Origin of the sequence: Aestuariibaculum suncheonense (assembly GCF_014596935.1) — a bacterium.
In the GTDB taxonomy this organism is placed as follows: domain Bacteria; phylum Bacteroidota; class Bacteroidia; order Flavobacteriales; family Flavobacteriaceae; genus Aestuariibaculum; species Aestuariibaculum suncheonense.
On record NZ_JACVXC010000001.1, the window covers coordinates 152,763 to 170,277 of the forward strand.

14 protein-coding genes are annotated in these 17,515 nt (G+C 35.9%); 6 read left to right on the plus strand and 8 right to left on the minus strand.

Annotation, left to right across the window (positions count from 1 at the left end):
- The first annotated feature begins 84 nt into the window (after positions 1-84).
- Positions 85-3,222: a glycoside hydrolase family 2 TIM barrel-domain containing protein gene (locus tag ICJ84_RS00675; protein WP_188214436.1), complete on the plus strand. Its 3,138-nt coding sequence runs from the start codon at positions 85-87 to the stop codon at positions 3,220-3,222.
- Positions 3,223-3,566: 344 nt separating this feature from the next.
- Here ICJ84_RS00675 and ICJ84_RS00680 read toward each other — a convergent pair whose 3' ends face one another.
- Together ICJ84_RS00680 and ICJ84_RS00685 are read right to left on the minus strand one after the other, a co-directional pair.
- A complete protein-coding gene (locus ICJ84_RS00680) occupies positions 3,567-4,976 on the minus strand; it encodes an SPFH domain-containing protein (protein WP_188214437.1) in 1,410 nt (469 codons plus the stop codon).
- Positions 4,977-5,097: 121 nt separating this feature from the next.
- Positions 5,098-5,445: an arsenate reductase family protein gene (locus ICJ84_RS00685; RefSeq protein ID WP_188214438.1), complete on the minus strand. Its 348-nt coding sequence runs from the start codon at positions 5,443-5,445 to the stop codon at positions 5,098-5,100.
- 76 nt (positions 5,446-5,521) lie between these two features.
- Between ICJ84_RS00685 and ICJ84_RS00690 the strand changes: the two genes are divergently transcribed.
- Positions 5,522-5,986: a DinB family protein gene (locus ICJ84_RS00690; protein ID WP_188214439.1), complete on the plus strand. Its 465-nt coding sequence runs from the start codon at positions 5,522-5,524 to the stop codon at positions 5,984-5,986.
- On the opposite strand, the gene ICJ84_RS00695 is transcribed toward ICJ84_RS00690, so the two are convergent.
- Both ICJ84_RS00695 and ICJ84_RS00700 read right to left on the minus strand, forming a co-directional pair.
- On the minus strand, positions 5,963-6,685 hold the full coding sequence (locus ICJ84_RS00695) for a DUF3298 and DUF4163 domain-containing protein (RefSeq protein ID WP_188214440.1): 723 nt from the start codon (positions 6,683-6,685) through the stop codon (positions 5,963-5,965). The two genes, ICJ84_RS00690 and ICJ84_RS00695, sit on opposite strands and share 24 nt — an antisense overlap.
- A gap of 91 nt (positions 6,686-6,776) precedes the next feature.
- The gene (locus ICJ84_RS00700; RefSeq protein WP_425549729.1) at positions 6,777-7,571 is read right to left on the minus strand and encodes a THC0290_0291 family protein; all 795 of its coding nucleotides are present in this window, start codon (positions 7,569-7,571) and stop codon (positions 6,777-6,779) included.
- Between the two features lie 323 nt (positions 7,572-7,894).
- Between ICJ84_RS00700 and gdhA the strand changes: the two genes are divergently transcribed.
- From gdhA to ICJ84_RS00720, 4 genes are all read left to right on the plus strand, one after another.
- The gene (gdhA, locus tag ICJ84_RS00705) at positions 7,895-9,238 is read left to right on the plus strand and encodes an NADP-specific glutamate dehydrogenase (protein WP_188214442.1); all 1,344 of its coding nucleotides are present in this window, start codon (positions 7,895-7,897) and stop codon (positions 9,236-9,238) included.
- A 125-nt stretch (positions 9,239-9,363) separates the two neighbouring features.
- On the plus strand, positions 9,364-11,715 hold the full coding sequence (gene porZ, locus ICJ84_RS00710; protein ID WP_188214443.1) for a type IX secretion system anionic LPS delivery protein PorZ: 2,352 nt from the start codon (positions 9,364-9,366) through the stop codon (positions 11,713-11,715).
- The gene (gene recO / locus ICJ84_RS00715) at positions 11,715-12,434 is read left to right on the plus strand and encodes a DNA repair protein RecO (protein WP_188214444.1); all 720 of its coding nucleotides are present in this window, start codon (positions 11,715-11,717) and stop codon (positions 12,432-12,434) included. The genes porZ and recO overlap by 1 nt, the downstream gene beginning before the upstream one ends.
- 40 nt (positions 12,435-12,474) lie before the next feature.
- A complete protein-coding gene (locus ICJ84_RS00720) occupies positions 12,475-12,951 on the plus strand; it encodes a regulatory protein RecX (protein ID WP_188214445.1) in 477 nt (158 codons plus the stop codon).
- A gap of 54 nt (positions 12,952-13,005) precedes the next feature.
- Here ICJ84_RS00720 and ICJ84_RS00725 read toward each other — a convergent pair whose 3' ends face one another.
- From ICJ84_RS00725 to ICJ84_RS00740, 4 genes are all read right to left on the minus strand, one after another.
- Positions 13,006-13,500, minus strand: a complete 495-nt coding sequence (locus tag ICJ84_RS00725) for a DUF6646 family protein (RefSeq protein ID WP_188214446.1) — start codon at positions 13,498-13,500, stop codon at positions 13,006-13,008.
- Positions 13,501-13,563: 63 nt separating this feature from the next.
- Complete coding sequence (locus tag ICJ84_RS00730) at positions 13,564-14,424, minus strand: cupin-like domain-containing protein (protein WP_188214447.1); 861 nt, start codon at positions 14,422-14,424, stop codon at positions 13,564-13,566.
- A 172-nt stretch (positions 14,425-14,596) separates the two neighbouring features.
- The gene (gene bioB / locus ICJ84_RS00735) at positions 14,597-15,685 is read right to left on the minus strand and encodes a biotin synthase BioB (protein ID WP_188214448.1); all 1,089 of its coding nucleotides are present in this window, start codon (positions 15,683-15,685) and stop codon (positions 14,597-14,599) included.
- Positions 15,686-15,691: 6 nt separating this feature from the next.
- Positions 15,692-17,509 (minus strand): TonB-dependent receptor plug domain-containing protein, encoded by a 1,818-nt coding sequence (locus ICJ84_RS00740; RefSeq protein ID WP_188214449.1) that lies wholly within the window; start codon positions 17,507-17,509, stop codon positions 15,692-15,694.
- Positions 17,510-17,515 lie beyond the last annotated feature (6 nt).

Below are 17,515 nucleotides of genomic sequence, written 5' to 3' on the forward strand. Positions count from 1 at the left end.
TTTATACCTTAAATGAAAATGATATGTCATCCTGTTTTTTTATGAAAAACAAATTTATTTGCTAAAACAAAATCTATGTTATTTATGAAGACTAAATCATTCTTGGAATCGAGGCTATCAATGTTAATGTGCCTGTTTTTCTTTTTTGTTGTTATTTGTTCCTCACAAGGTCAAACTCTTGATTCAATAATAGAGAATCCCGATGTGGTTGGCATCAATAAGCTACCTGCGAGAGCCTCTTTCTATGCTTTCGAATCCAAAGAATTGGCGCTAGGAAACGATATTTCCAAAGCATCGAACTATTTATTTCTAAACGGAACATGGAAGTTTCATTGGGTAAGGGATTCGGAAAAGCGTCCAAGGGATTTTTATAAAGAAAGTTTTGATACAAGTAAATGGGATGATATAAAAGTACCTTCAAACTGGGAGGTAGAAGGGTTTGGCATACCAATTTACACCAATACGAGATATCCCTTCAATATAGATAGCCCCAATCCACCCGATATACCTGATGGATATAACCCAGTAGGGTCTTACAAAAGGGACTTTGAGTTGCCTGCTGGTTGGGAAGGCAAGGATATATTTATCCATTTAGGAGCTGTAAAATCGGCCTTCTTTATTTGGATTAACGGAGAAAGGGTGGGTTACAGCCAAGGCTCAAAATTACCGGCTGAGTTTAATCTTACTGAATTTGTAAAACCTGGCAAAAACAGCATTGCTTTAGAAGTTTATCGATGGAGTGATGGAAGTTATCTCGAATGTCAAGATTTTTGGAGATTATCTGGAATAGAAAGAGATATCTACTTGTATGCAAGACCAAAAGTGCAGTTGATGGATTATTTTGCAAAATGTGGATTGGAAAATAATTATTCTGACGGAGTTTTCGATTTAACTATTGATCTTAAAAATACCGATATAGAAAAGCGAAAAGGCTATGTAGCCATCGAAATCACAAAAGACAACCAGATTCTTTTCGATACAAGCACAAATTACGAGTTGGCACCAAATTCAGGTCGTGCCTTAAAATTTAACAAAATCCTTCCAAACATAAAAAGTTGGTCTGCCGAAACACCCGAGCTTTATCAGTTAAATATAGTTATAAAGGATAAAAAAGGAGTTGTTCTGGAAGCTATTTCAAGAAAATTAGGTTTTAGGACTTCAGAGATTAAAAATGGCAGGTATTTAGTTAATGGTCGACCAATTTTGTTTAAAGGCGTAAACAGGCATGAGCATGACCCAAATACAGGGCATGTTATAGCGAAGGAAGACATGTTACGCGATATTAAAATTTTCAAAGAATACAACATCAATGCCGTACGTACCTGTCATTACCCAAATGACCCTTACTGGTATGAGCTTTGTGACCAATATGGTATTTACGTGGTTGACGAGGCCAATATAGAGGCGCATGGTATGGGCTATGAGGTGCACCGTACATTGGGGAACAATCCTGAATGGCTAAAGGCGCATATAGAGCGTACTGAGCGTATGATAGAGAGAGACAAAAATCACCCGTCCATCGTAATTTGGTCATTGGGGAATGAGTCAGGAAATGGTTATAATTTTTACAACACCTATTTATTGGCTAAGAGGTTGGATGACACCAGACCGGTACAATATGAACGTGCTAAGTTGGAGTGGAACACGGATTTATACGTTCCTATGTATGCCACGCCCAAGGACGTAGAGAACTATGCCAATAATGCCGACTTTACGAAATCGCTCATACAATGTGAATACGCACATGCCATGGGAAATAGTCTGGGAGGCTTTAAGGAGTACTGGGATTTATATGAGAAGTACGATAAACTTCAAGGAGGCTTTATCTGGGATTTTGTAGATCAAGGTCTTAGGACAATAAAGAACGGAAAGGAGATTTTTGCCTATGGTGGAGATTTTGGGCCGGAAGGTACACCAAGCGACAACAACTTTTTAAATAACGGTTTGGTACAGCCGGACAGAAAACCAAATCCGCACATTCATGAGGTTAAGCACATACATCAGAATATTAAATTTTATGCCAATAATCCAGAAAAAGGGGTTATCGATATTAAGAACTGGTACTTCTTTAAAGATCTAGGAAATTACAAATTACATTGGGAGATAATCGCTAATGGAGAAGCAGTGGAAAGTGGCGTTTTGAATGATTTGCATGTAGGTCCACAAGAGACAAAATCCTTTACCATTCCATTTGGGACAAAGTTCAATGTGGGAATGGAGTACTTTTTAAATTTAAGGGTTACATTAAAAGAGGACGAGCAGTTGTTGGCCGCAGGATTTGAAATCGCACATGAACAACTAAGATTGACTCCTGATGTCGAGGTTATCGTGCCAGAGCTTGCTACAAGTCCAGTCTCGTACCAAACAAATAAAGGCATGGTAAAAGTAACAGGCAAAAATTTTGAGATTGAATTCAATAGTGAAACCGGTGTGTTAACCTCTTGGACATTTGAAGGTAAGCGTCTTTTGGACAAGGGACCGGTCGTTAATTTTTGGAGGGCACCAGTGGATAATGACTATGGGGCGCAAACTCAAAAAAAATATTCTGAGTGGAAATCTGCCGGAACAACAGAAAAGGTTAAATATGAGATAGAACAAATCTCAAAAAGCGAATTAAAGGTAAGTTTTCTAAAAAATATTTTTGACGGAGATGCAGTTTATACACAAATTTATCATGTCGATGGTAATGGAACCATAAAAGTAATAAACGATTTAAGGGCTATAAAGGGCAATCATTCTGACTTGTTTAAGTTTGGCAACAAAATGATTCTACCCAAGGAGTATGGGAATGTAACTTGGTATGGTAAAGGGCCTTTTGAAGCTTATGTCGACCGACAGCACGCCGCAAAAGTAGGGTTATACAAGGGTACAGTTGCTGAACAATATTTTCCTTACATAAGGCCTCAGGAAACAGGGAATAAACTGGATGTAAGGTGGGTAACTCTTTCTAAGGTGGATGGTTCTGGTATAAAGATATATGGGGATGGATTGTTGCAGGTTTCTGTTTTGAACTACACTGTTGAAGATTTGGATTCGGGCGCAGATAAAGCACAACGGCATGCTAGGGAGATTGTTCCAAGAGAAGAGGTTTATGTAAATATAGATGGATTCCAGCAAGGGTTGGGGTCCATTGATAGCTGGGGTGCATTGCCCTTGGAAAAATACCGTTATCCATACCAGTCCTACAACTATTCGTATTGGATTGTGCCAATATCCAAATAAAAATTAATATAGTTAAATAATTTATTATTAAAGCTCAATTTCAATGTATAGTGAAAAAAAGCTGCTTTTTTAAAAAGCAAACATTTGGAAATTTTAAAATATGATAACAAAACTAAAATATTAGTTAACTGTCCGCAATTTGAAAGGTATACAAAAAGGCTGCTGCAAAAGCTGGAAACCTGACAAATAATTAAAAGTGAATCATTTACCTTGTTCTTGGGGAGCCTAAGAGAGGAGCAAAATTTAAGTCTTACAGAAATGTAAGGCTTTTTTTGTGGAGTGAAATTATTATATAAAAAAGGGAACTATAAGCTCCCTTTTTGTTAATCGAAGAATAGGATATTTTATTTCACACTGCCTATCTCACCACTTAAAATTTTAGCACCTAAAATAGATTCAAGCATGCTGGCTTGTTTGTTGTCTGTACTGCCGCTAAAAACAGTATTAGGTAGTTGAAGTCCATTTGGTCCTGCTAGAGCCTTTGTGCGTTGTACACTAGCGTCTAATTCCATTTGTAATTGCTTTTCCGGTGTAATACCCGCTGATACCTTCTTGGAAATCTCGTAAGCTTCGGCATCAGCTATGATTCTAATTTTTTCAGCTGATTTTTTAGCCGCTGCTAAAAGGTTCGATTCTTCTTGTTCTTTGTAAGAAGCCGTTTTTGCTGCGGTTTCCGCTGTAATAGTTTTTTCTAACTGTATTTTTTCAAGTTTTACACGAGTTTCTGCTTTTTCACGCTCTCCTTTTGCAATGGCTTTTTGAGTGGCATAGTATTCTTTCTCAGCTTCTTGTTTTTCTAATTGCGTTTGAGCAACCTGTTCTTTTTGGTCTTTAAGTCGGTTGTCGAAACTGGCTTCCCAATCAATGCTGGTAACAGCTACTTGTTGTACTGTAAGTCCGTAACGTTTTAATGAGTTTGAAGCATCTCGAATTGGATCGCCATTTTTATCTTTACGAATTCTATAACGTTTTTCGCGTTTTTCATTATTAATTTTTCCTTTGGCAACGGTTCTGGTAGAATCTAAGGTAGTGATTGGACTAATGTCTATATCTTCGTAAACTTCTTCGGTTAAATACATGCCATTTTCCATTTGGTCTTTTAAATAGTAGTCAAATTGCGAAGAAGCTCCTGAGATATAATCCTGAGCATCCATCAATTTACAGGTGTTTTTTAAAGCCTGGTCGTAAACCGGATATATTCTGGCGTAAACCAATTTACTTTCCGATCGGTTTTTATCGGCCATTTCCAAAAACAAATCTTCATTGTTGTAATCTATTGAAACAATTAATGCAGCAGCAATATCGGCTTTAATCGCGTCAGCAAACTCACGGGTTTGCGCATTTCTGTGATAAATTCCTTCCTCGGTACCGCTGTTATCAATAATTCTGTTGCCTTGTTTATCGTATTCGATTATTTGATCTTGTAAGGCAATTTCAAAAGAAATAGGAATGGTTTTTCCCCACAGTTTTAGTTTTACACCTTGTGTGGTTACAGCTGCATCCCCTCCCCATAAATATTGAATGGCGGTTGCTGTACCTGCAGGATTATAAAAAAACATACCGCTAAGACTTACTAAGAAAGCACCTAATAAACCCAGGTAAGCAGATTTTTTTAACGACCAAAGATTAACTAGTTTTTGGATAAAAAGAGGAGTTTTAGATTCTGAATCTGTTGATGTGTTAGATGAAAAAATATTGATGGTAATAGCCAGTAAAATGGCTAGTACGATTAAAATAATACCAGTAATAGTCATGGTTAATAAATTAAGTTTTGATGATAGTTTGTTTGTAAAACCTTAAAAGAAAGATTTTGCAGGTTAGTTGTTGTTTTAAGAATTTTGTTACAACAATTTTATAAAATTTGTAGTTTGAGTGTTACAATGCCGCTTTAGCAGCTTCAACCGTTTTTTTGCTGTTTCCTATAAAAATAGCATCATCAATAATAATCACTGGTCGGCTTAAAAACGTATAATGTTCCAAAATATAGTTTTTGTAGTCACGTTCGGTAAGATCTTGGTTTTTTAAATCCATGTCCTTGTAAAGTTTCGAGCGTTTACTAAATAATGCTTCATAACTTCCTGAAAGCGCATGCATTTCTTCTAATTGCTTAACGGTGATTTCTTCGGTTTTTATATCCTGTAAAATAAAGTCCGATGGTAGGTTTAATGCTTTTAATATTCTAACGCAGGTGCTACAGGTTTTGAGGTAATAGACTTTTTTCATGTTGTTATTTTGTGAAATTTATGCCAAAATAAAAGTAATTTTGTCATTTAAAGTATCTTTATCAAAAAAATAAACCATGCAATTTACTCTAGACGTTTTAACTAAAACAAGACAATTTTTCAATCAGTTTATAGAAAATACTTCACTTGAAGATTTAAATAAAGTTCCGGAAGGATTTAATAACAATATCATTTGGAATATTGGGCATATAGTAGTGACGCAGCAATTATTAGCTTATAAATTATCTGGGTTACCTATGATGATTGATGAGGTTATGATTTCAAAATACATGAAAGGTACAAAGCCAGAAGGAAATGTATCTCAGGATGAAGTCGATGACATTAAAGTATTGCTGTTTTCAACGGTTGAAAAAACAAAAGAAGATGTGGCTAACGATGTGTTTAAGACCTTTAATGCCTATACCGTTTCAACAACAGGAAATACGTTAAATACCATTGAAGACGCCTTCGAATTTATTTTATTTCACGAAGGGATGCACTTAGGCTATGTTATGGCACTAGTAAGGGCTATTAATGGCTAGTACATCATTGACCTTTTCGGCAGGGATTGTATATTCAATAATTCCTGCGGAATAGGATGCAATTTCGTAGGTGTTGTAAAGCAGAATAAGGCCTTCTTCACTGAAACCTATAGTTTGAGCTAATTGAAATGTTTCAGGCTCGAAAAGTTGAGCTTTATCTTCAATAGACTCGTCAAAATACCTTTTAGCTAAAGCTTTAAATGTTTCTTGATTTTTGAAAAGTACTTCATTTTCAAATCGTTTTCCTGTTGTAGGATCAAAATTTAAGAATGAAATATGAACAGTCCCATGAGCGCCTCCAGTATTCATATAGGAGGTGATGGAAATGCTGATGACTTCTGGAGATTGGAAGATAACTTCACCATCTATTTGGGCTTCCCAAGGGAAGGTGCTTTCCGGAAAATCTTTTACGAAATTGTTGTATTCAACATTAAACTTTTCAATTTTCTCTTCAATAGTCGTAGCATTGTCTGGTTTGCCTTCGCCAGTATGTAAGGCTGCTGAAACAGCTTTTGTTATTTCAGTATTTATTTGATTGGATATAGCATCATCGCCTTCTGCGTTTGGAATATTAATTTCAACTAATTTGTTATTAGGCGTAGTAATCGTAATTATTGAAAAGGAGGTATTGCTGTCTTCATTACATGAATAGAGAATGAAAAGTGTTGTAAAGAAGAAAAGTAAGTGTTTAATCGACATGGTAGAAAAGCTTTTGTGCAATAAAGGTAGCTATTGTGAGCTAATCCGACAATAAATGAGATGGACGTTGATGTAAAATTAAAGAAAGGATTTAGTCTAGATAGTAAACGTAGCCGAAATTTAACCAAACCAGCCAGTCGTTTTTGCGGTCGTAGTTTCTCCAGTTATGGTCAAAGCCATCAATCCAGTCACTAAAGTAGTATTGCCATCTTAAATCGAGCATTAAATCTGATAAAATCCCTAATTTGTAACGAACACCAACACTACTCACAACAGACCACGTGCTGCCGCCGTCAACATTAATCGGGTAGGGTGCTTCGCCGGCATTATAAGCGTCAAACCAAAAAGGGTATAGGTTGGATTGGTCATAAATATCCCCGTAGACATCAGGATTTGGGTTGTTGTATCTTGTGCTGGCTTTGGGGTTATATGAAGTATAATGAACACCTAAGCTCACAAAAGGCGCTATTCTGTAGGCAAAAGCTTGAAACGAACGAATACTTAAGGGAAAGTATTCCAGTTGCATCCCAATATCGAAATTTTCGGCTGCACCGCTATGGGCTCGTAACTTATCGGCTTCAACACTGGTTTTGTCTGGGGCTACCCAAAAACCATGATGATCTAAGCGTGTGTAATTGTAAGAGATTTCACTTCGTAGTTTAAAATGGTCGTTAAAGTAAGTGTCAGTGGAATAACAGTTACAATCGGCGGTATAGGCAAAACTGATGTAGTGAATTAAACCGATACCAATGCCTGAATTTCCAAGGTTGGTGGCTTCCTCATTACGACTGCCAAAATCAGAACGAAACTCTACCGGACCAGCAATAACGCCAATTTCGTGAGAAAAACCCAATTGAGAGTACATGGTTTGAGACGTAACAAACATGAAAAAGAGTAGGGCTAAACACTTAAAGTTAAGCATGATAGAAGTTTGTTTAAAGGAGCCATTGTTAAAACAAATATAAAAAAACTGCCCATAGAAACAAATATTATAACTTAGTAGTAGATTAAATGAAAAATAATTGTTATCAAATTCAAAAAATAACAGCAAAATTTTTAAAGATAACGTATATTTGTGGCGATAAATTGTATATTCAATAATTTGATGTCGTTTTTTAGGGGGCTAACGCTCGTAAATAAAATTTCATCATTAACCAGAATTGAACGTTTTATACAGTTTTTTGTTAAACTAAAACATTAAAGTAATTGATGAAAAGTAACATTGAAGCTTTTTTAGATCAAGTTAAAGAGCGTAATGGTCACGAACCAGAGTTTTTACAGGCTGTTGAGGAAGTAGCAGAAACCGTTCTTCCTTATATTGTAGAGCATGATATTTATTACGGTAAAAATATTCTATTAAGAATGGTTGAACCGGAGCGTGTTATCACGTTTAGAGTGTGTTGGGTAGATGATGAAGGAGAGATACAGGTTAACCGCGGTTATCGTATTCAAATGAATTCAGCTATTGGTCCTTATAAAGGAGGATTACGTTTTCATCCAACCGTAAACCTAAGTATTTTAAAATTCTTAGCTTTCGAGCAGGTATTTAAAAATAGTTTAACAACCCTACCAATGGGTGGTGGTAAAGGAGGAAGTGATTTCGATCCAAAAGGAAAGAGCGACAACGAAATTATGCGTTTCTGCCATGCCTTCATGAGTGAGTTATTCAGACATATTGGTCCGAATACCGACGTTCCTGCTGGAGATATAGGTGTTGGTGCTCGTGAAATCGGTTTCCTTTTCGGAATGTACAAAAAGCTAAGAAATGAGTTTACTGGAGTATTAACCGGTAAAGGATTATCTTGGGGTGGTTCCTTAATAAGACCGGAGGCAACAGGTTATGGTACGGTGTATTTTGCTGAAAATATGCTGAAAACTAAAAATAATACAATCGAAGGAAAGAATGTTGTGATTTCTGGTTCTGGAAATGTTGCTCAATATGCTGCCGAGAAAATTTTACAATTGGGAGGTAAAGTATTAACTTTATCAGATTCTTCAGGATACATTTATGATGCCGATGGTATTGATGCTGAGAAATTAGCTTACGTTATGGATCTTAAGAATGTGAAACGAGGAAGAATTAGCGAGTATGTTACTGTTTATCCTTCAGCCCAATTTGTGGAAGGTAAAACACCTTGGGGTGTGAAATGTGACATTGCATTACCATGTGCTACTCAAAACGAGCTTCATGAAGAAGATGCAAATATGCTTTTAGCAAACGGCTGTATTTGTGTGAGTGAGGGAGCTAATATGCCTTCAACTAAAGAAGCTATTGCGGCTTTCCATAAAGCAAAAATTTTATTTGCTCCGGGCAAAGCTTCAAATGCCGGTGGTGTTGCAACTTCAGGGTTAGAAATGACTCAGAACTCGTTAAGATTTAACTGGACAAGAGAAGAAGTTGATAAGAAATTAAAAGAGATTATGGCCAATATTCACGATTCTTGTATTACTTACGGAAAAGGTGAAGACGGTTATATCGATTATGTAAAAGGTGCAAATATTGCAGGATTTGTTAAAGTTGCCGATGCCATGTTAGCACAAGGTATTGTTTAATCAATGGCATTTATAAAATAGTTGAAAAGCTTCCTGAATTTCAGGAAGCTTTTTTGTTTTAATTTATATGATTTTCAGGTAAAACTCGTTACTTATAAATATATTTGACCAATTAAATGGTATTTATGTTTAAAAAACTCGTTGTTTTTATAGTCTGTATAATTCCGGTTTGGCTTCTCGCTCAAGATTTTTCAGCGTCCTGGCAAAGTCACTTTTCATATTATAATATTAAGGAAGTTGCTCAGGGAAACGATAAAATTTATGCAGCTTCAGAAAATGCTATTTTCAGTTTAGATACACAAACCAATCAGTTAGAAGAAATTACTACGATTAATGGTTTGTCTGGAGAAACCATTTCAACCATTTATTATAGCGATACTTATGAATTGCTTGTTGTTGGATATGAAAATGGTTTGATTGAAATTGTTTTTGATAATGATGAGAATGTGTTAACAATTGTTGATATTATCGATAAACCTACTATTCCCCCCACAACAAAACGAATCAATCATTTAAATGGCTATAATAATTTAGTTTATATATCAACCAGTTATGGTATTTCGGTGTTCGATTTGGCGCGTTTAGAATTTGGTGATACCTATTTTATTGGAGATGGCGGAACCCAAATACAGGTAAACCAAACGGCTGTTTACCAGGATTATATTTATGCGGCTTGTTCTGGAGGTAACGGTATACGAAAAGCGTTAACGACTAGTGTCAATTTGATTGATTTCAGTAACTGGCAGACCGTAACTACCGGCAATTTTACAGGAATAGAATCACAGTTGGATAATGTATATGCCGTACGATCAGACAAACGACTGTTCAAATTAGATAATTCAACCTTATCAGAATTAGCTGTTTACCCAGATCAGCCATTAGACTTGCGTTCTGTAAATGATGATTTGATAGTTACTACAAAAAACAGTGTATTTGTTTACGATACCGGTTTTAACCTTTTATCGCAATCAGTAGTCGATCTTGATAATTTCCCTACGGAGTTTACGGCTGCAACAATAGGTGAAAATTATATTTATGTAGGAACTAAAAATTTTGGAGTTTTAAAAACGGAATTTTTAAACCCGATTTCTTTCGAAGAAATTCACCCAGAAGGCCCTTTGTTAAATACTCCGTTTTCTTTACAAGCGACTCCAAATGGGGTTTGGGTAACCTTTGGCGAATATACATTTGATTATAATCCATATCCCCTGAATAGTAGGGGTATGAGTCATTTGAAAGGAGATGAATGGATTAATACGCCTTATAGTGAGGTTTTAGGAGCACGATGTTTAAATACAATAACACTTAACCCATTAAAAGGAAGTCAAGTCTTTATAAGTTCTTTTTTTAATGGTTTGTTAGAAGTGAATGAAGAAGTAGCTACTTTTTTATATAATCAAGACAATAGTGATTTAGAATCTTTGATTTTACCAAGTAATCCAAGCTATATAGATATTAGGTTAGGTAGTACAACTTTTGATAACAATGGGCTTTTATGGACAGTAACATCCAGAATTAAAAAACCTTTAAAATCATATAATCCTACAACAGGGCAATGGAAAAGTTATGATTTTTCTTCAATTATTAGAGATCCTCTTAATGATAATTTAGGGTTTACTGACATTACAATTGAGTCATCAACTGGAACAAAGTTTATAGCCGGATTCCCAAATGGAATTATAGGGTTTAATGAAAACAATGGGAGTCAATTATTAAAAAGTTTGAAAGGGGAAGAGAGTAATATGCCTGATGATTTGGTTTTGGCTTTAGCTTTAGATAAGAGAAATCAATTGTGGATTGGGACATATAGAGGATTGCGGGTGTTGTATAACACATCAAACTTTTTTGATAATGATGTTCAAGTAGATGAAATTATTATTGAAGAGGATGGTATAGCTAAAGAATTGTTATATCAACAATATATTACTGATATAAAAGTGGATGGTTCCAATAACAAATGGATTGGAACTACCGATTCAGGAATTTTCTATTTTTCTTCAGACGGACAGAAAACGATTTACCATTTTACGACCGATAACTCTCCGTTACCATCCAATAGTATTCGAGATATTTCTATTGATGATGTTAATGGCGTGGTTTATATTGCCACAACCCGAGGTTTAGTGTCGTTTCAATCGGGGAGTTCTGGAGCTCTCCAAACATTGGAGAATGCCTATGCGTATCCTAATCCGGTCAGACCAGGATTTGATATTGTTGAAAAGAAAGTTAAGATTAAAGACATTTCAGAAAATGTCAATATTAAGATTACTGATATCGAAGGAAATCTGGTTGCCGAAGGACAATCGAGAACCAATCAAAGATACAGTGGTTATAATCTAGAAATAGATGGCGGTACGGCGTATTGGAACGGTAAAAACCTTGCGAATAATGTCGTGGCATCAGGTGTGTACTTAGTTATGTTATCCGATTTAGATACCTACGAAACCAAAGTGCTTAAAATAATGGTTGTACGATAATGTTAGTTACGACAAATGCCATTGTACTTTCCAAGATAAAATTCAAGGACAATGATTTAATTGTTACCTGTTACACTCAAGAATTAGGTGTTGTTGGCTTCTTGCTTAAAGGGGTTTTAAAAAGTAAAAAATCGGTAAACAAAGCCGCCTATTTTCAGTTGTTATCGCAATTGCAATTGATTATAAATTACAATGCGAATCGGTCGTTACAAGTTGTAAAAGAGTCCAAACCTGTAAATGTATATGCCAGTTTACATATACATATTTTAAAAAGTTCTATTGTGATGTTTTTGGCAGAGGTGTTATATTCTGCGTTGCGGGAAGAAGAACAAAATGAAACGCTTTACAGTTATATTGAAACCGCTTTGCTGTGGTTGGACGAGCAATCTGAGTTTGCAAATTTTCATTTATTATTTCTGTTGAATCTTACTAAATATTTAGGGTTTTATCCCGATACAACCAGTATTGATTTTCCGTATTTTAATTTAGCAGACGGGATGTTCGATTTAAAAGAATACGACAAACATTCGGTTTCTGGAGATAATTTAAAGCTCTTAAAAGAACTGTTAGGTATATCTTTCGACGATTTACCTTCTGTTAAAATAAACGGAAAGCAACGTCAGGCGTTTTTAAATATGTTATTACAGTATTACGAATTGCATTTAGATAGTTTCAGGAAACCAAAATCTTTGGAAATCCTTAATCAGGTTTTTAGTTAATAGTATTTTCAACTTATAGAATTACTATTTTAGCAACGTCATGCAGCAATCAAAACAAACATATACTGTAGAGGAGGCCAAACGAAAGTTAGAACATTACTGTGCCTATCAGGAACGCTGTCATCAGGAAGTGGTTCAGAAACTTATTCAAATGCGTATGATTCCGGAGGCAATAGATGTAATTGTAGTGCATTTACTTCAGCATAATTTCTTGAATGAATCGCGGTTTGCTAAACAATTTGCCAGCGGAAAATTTAAAATAAAGCATTGGGGGAAAAATAGAATTGCATTCGAACTGAAAAAAAAAGACATCAGTAAGATTAATATTCAGGAAGCTCTTAATGAAATTGAAGAAGAGGAATATTTGGAGTTGTTTAATGCAATCGCAGAGAAAAAGGCTGAAAGTATTCGGGAACAAAATGTTTACAAGAAGAAAAAAAAGTTTGCTGATTACTTTTTGTATCGGGGCTGGGAATCTTACTTGGTTTACGAAAAAGCAAACGAACTTATAAAATAAAAAAAGGGTTAAGTTGAAGCTTAACCCTTTTTAGCAATATGTTTTCAGTTTTAATTATAAGCTAAATGACATTCCGAAACTAATAGTAAACTGATTGTGTAATTTTTCAGCAGGTGTTAAATCTTCAGTTTTATATTTTGCTAAAGGCGTATTTAATTCTGTGTAAACACCAAAACCTTGTGTGAAAAAGTAACGCGCTCCTAAATGTCCGCCAAAGTTCTTAAGACTTAAGTTTAAACCAGGATAGAAATCGAAGTTTTCATCAATGTTAATAACGTTTCCTAAGTTCGCATTAAAACGTCCTTTAAGGTCGAAACGATCGCCAAAATCAGCGTTGATATCTTCATTAACCCCTAAAGCATAAGCAGAAGATATACCAATAGAAATGTTATCGCCAAGGCCATAATCGTAAGTAATGTTTAAGCTTGTGGCATTATCTTGTAAGTTTACACCAACTTGAAATTTATTATCATTTACACCACTATAAGCTTGTGCGTTCATAAACGAAAAACTAAGAATGGCAACAGCTAATAAAATTAATTTTTTCATAATTTGAATTTAGTATTTTTGGTAAACAAATATATTACAACTTTTATAAAACGAAGTATTTATTTACAATCCTTTGTGAGTTTTAACAATGGCTCGGTTATTTTTCCAGTCAATCCATTTCTGACCGCGAATTCTACGCATTACATTGTCGAAACTACGCATAAAAATCAGGTTGGAAACAGCCTTACTAAAGTTTTTCGGGTTTCGGGCTATGGCACGTAAACTCATCGAAAATCCAGGCGTAACGTAGCGCATATAGTGCCAGTAACCTTCAGGCATATATAAGACCTCGCCGTGATTTAATTCCGTTTGGAAGCCCTTGGCTTTTTTCAGCATAGGCCATTTTTTAAAATCCGGATTATTAAAATCAATATCTTCTCTGGTAATTAACGAATATGGGATTTTGTATAGATATTGATTTTGTTTCTGGTCGAATAAAATAATCTGCTTTTTTCCTTCAAAATGAAAATGAAAAATGTTAGCCAGATCAATATCGTAGTGCATAAACGTATACGAATCGCGTCCGCCAAAAAACAGCATGGGAATGCCTTTCATCAAGCGTAAACCAAAATCGGGGAAAGTAAAATCGTTTTGTAGTTGTGGAATTTCCTTAATAGCATTCCATAAAAATATGCGGAATTTGGTGGGTTCTCGTTTTAGCAAATCGATATACTCGCCAAGTTTCATTTTGGCATGCGGCTCATTAAAGCCATCTTTATAATCCACAGGTCGGTCATCATACAACGGAATGGTAATATCGCCACCCAGTTCCTTCATATAATCTAAACTCCATTTGCTGTACGCCGGCCAGTCTTCTATAAAACGCTCAATCACCACAGGTTGTTGCGGTATAAAATAATGCTTTATAAAATCCTCCTTGGTGATGGTTTTTACCCGAGGAATGTCTTGTAAGTTTAACGACAAGGTGAAAAATTTAGTGAGCCAAAGTTAAGAAAAGGTTATCACTTGTAAAATAGGCAACAGGGAGTTTCCTTTTTATTCCAAAATCTGCGATTTTAAAATAAAGAGGCCGGACCATACGCTATATCTTTTTAAGCAAAAATTAAAAAAGATGCCGCTGCTATCCCTAACTCACTTATGATTTTCCTTTGACCTTTGCCGCTTGGTTACGGGCAATGGTATGTTCTGGTCGGCTCCATTTAGGTTTTTCACCTAAGCTTTCGTAAGCAGAATCTTTAGCTTCCACGGTTTGTGGTTGCATTTTTTTAATAAAAGGCTTTTGCGGATTTAGACCAAGTAGCTTAAATAATTCCATATCTTCATTGACGTCCGGATTAGGCGTGGTTAAAAGCTTATCGCCCGCAAAAATAGAATTGGCTCCGGCAAAGAAACACATGGCTTGACCTTCCTGTGTCATTTGTGTTCGTCCGGCACTTAAACGCACTTGGGTTTCTGGCATAACGATGCGTGTAGTTGCTACCATTCTTACCATATCCCAGATAGAAACAGGTTTTTGGTCTTCGAGCGGTGTACCTTCAACTGCTACCAAAGCATTGATGGGGACGGATTCTGGTTGCGGATTTAAAGTTGATAGAGCAACCAGCATTCCGGCGCGATCTTCTTCCGTTTCACCCATGCCAATAATACCACCGCTGCAAACCGTAACGTTGGTTTTTCTAACATTATTAATGGTTTTCAGGCGGTCTTCAAAACCGCGTGTAGAAATCACTTGTTTATAATAATCTTCCGAAGAATCTAAGTTGTGGTTATACGCATATAAACCGGCTTCGGCTAAGCGTTTGGCTTGATTTTCGGTAAGCATTCCCAAAGTACAGCACACTTCCATGTCGAGTTTGTTAATGGTTCGAACCATCTCCAACACCCGGTCGAATTCTTCACCATCTTTAACATTACGCCAGGCTGCTCCCATGCAAACACGGGAGCTACCGGACGCTTTGGCACGTAAAGCCTGAGCTTTTACTTGCGTAACGGACATTAAATCGTTGCCTTCAATATTGGTATGATAACGTGCGGCCTGTGGACAATAACCACAATCTTCCGGACAACCACCTGTTTTTATAGATAGCAAAGTACTTACCTGAACTGTATTCGGATCGTGGTGCAAACGATGAATAGTTGAAGCCTTGTAAAGCAATTCCATTAGTGGTTTGTTGTAGATTGCTAAAATCTCTTTTTGTGTCCAGTTGTGTCTAGCCGCAGTCATCGAGGTTTATTTAAAGTTATAACGTAAACCAAATAAGACGTTGCTTGGTGGCATTGGTACAATACCGGTTTCAATATAATCGGCATCGAAAATGTTATTAGCGGTTATGCTTAATTCTAATTGATTAATATTGAAAATAGCCGAAGCGTCTAATACATTATAACTTAAGCCTTGTGTGCGTTCAGCGTATTTGTAAATCACGTTGAAGTTGATGTTTTTTGTAACTCGAGTGCTTAAACGTGATGTGAAATGATGTTTCAGTGAATTGATGGAGTATCTTGAAAAATCAAGATTAATATCACCAATTTTGTCTTCCATAAAAGTATACCCAACCGATAGATTTTGCTTTAAATTACTTATGCTAAAGTTATAAGACGTGTTTACTTCAAATCCTTTGGTTTTCGAATCTCTTATATTTTGTGCCATAAATGGATCGTCGGTATTCGCTTTTACGTAATCAATTAAATTTTCAGCGTCTTTGTAGAAAAATGCAAATGAGGCATTAAATCTTGAAGAGAAAAATTTACCACCAATTTCACCAGACAAAGCCTCTTCAGGTTCTAAATTTTCATTCCCAATAGAAGAAGGATCTCTGTAATATAAATCGGTGTAGGTTGGTACACGGTAAGTATATCCGATATTTCCATACGCTCTAAAACTTTCAGAAATTTTATAACCCATGTCTAAACCTGGGAAAGCGTGAAATTTAAAGTCTGAAAAGTAAGTTATAGCTACACCAGGAGTCACATCTAAATTGTCAAGCTTAAAACGGTGTTCTAAGAAAGCTGTGGTCATGAAACGTTCGCGGTCACCTAAAGTGTTACTCGTCATGTAAATCTGTGATACATCTATACCAAAACCTGTAACTCCAAGATTTGAGGTGTACGAGGCATTAACTTCTGCGCCCACTTTATTGCTTATATGTAAATTCCTGTAAAAGCTTGGTTCGTTACGTCTAAGCATAAACATATCTTGGTTGCGCTTCCAGTACAATCTTGGCTTTATTTTTAGATTTTTAGTCTTAAAAGCTGTTGATAGGCCAATTAAACTATTCTGAGTTTCTTCATATTCATGAAATGTAGCATTACTTGTGTAGAAGTTTTCGGCTCCAAATTTTCTTTCGAAGAATGTTGCAATCATTTCTACAGGTAGTGCGTTTTTATTGAAGATACTTTTTAAGAAGTAATTTGAATTATCGTAATCGGAATTCGTTCTGTAACCACCAGACGATAATTTCCCCATGTGAGCAATATGTGTTGAGTTTTCTAACTCAGATCCTACTGTTACCGATCCATTTAGCTGATTAAAAGAACCAGTTTCAAGATTCGCAGAAACACTATTTTTCAGTTGGTTTTTAGTTACAATGTTTATCGCTCCGGCAAACGCATTTTGGCCAAAAGCTCTGGCGGCCGGCCCTTTTATAATTTCAATACGCTCAATAACTTCAATTGGTAAAGCGGCATTCATGGTATGGTGTCCAGTTTGGGCATCATCCATTTTTATACCGTCGATAAGTAATAATGTTTGGTCGAAACTACCACCGCGAATGTATAAATCGGCCTGGCTTCCAGCTGTACCGCGACGTCTTATATCTACACCTGCAACTTGTTGCAAAAGGTCGGCAACATTAGTAGCTGCACTGTTTTTAATATCTTCTGAAGTTATAATATTTATGGTTCTTGAGTTTTCTTTAAAAGGCAAATCGATTCGTGTTGAGGTAATGGTGATTTCCTGTAGCGAATCTATTTTAACAGGTTCATTTTGTGCTTTAGCGAATATGGTATAAAGCATTACAAATGATATAATTGTCAGTTTGTTTTTCATGATTAA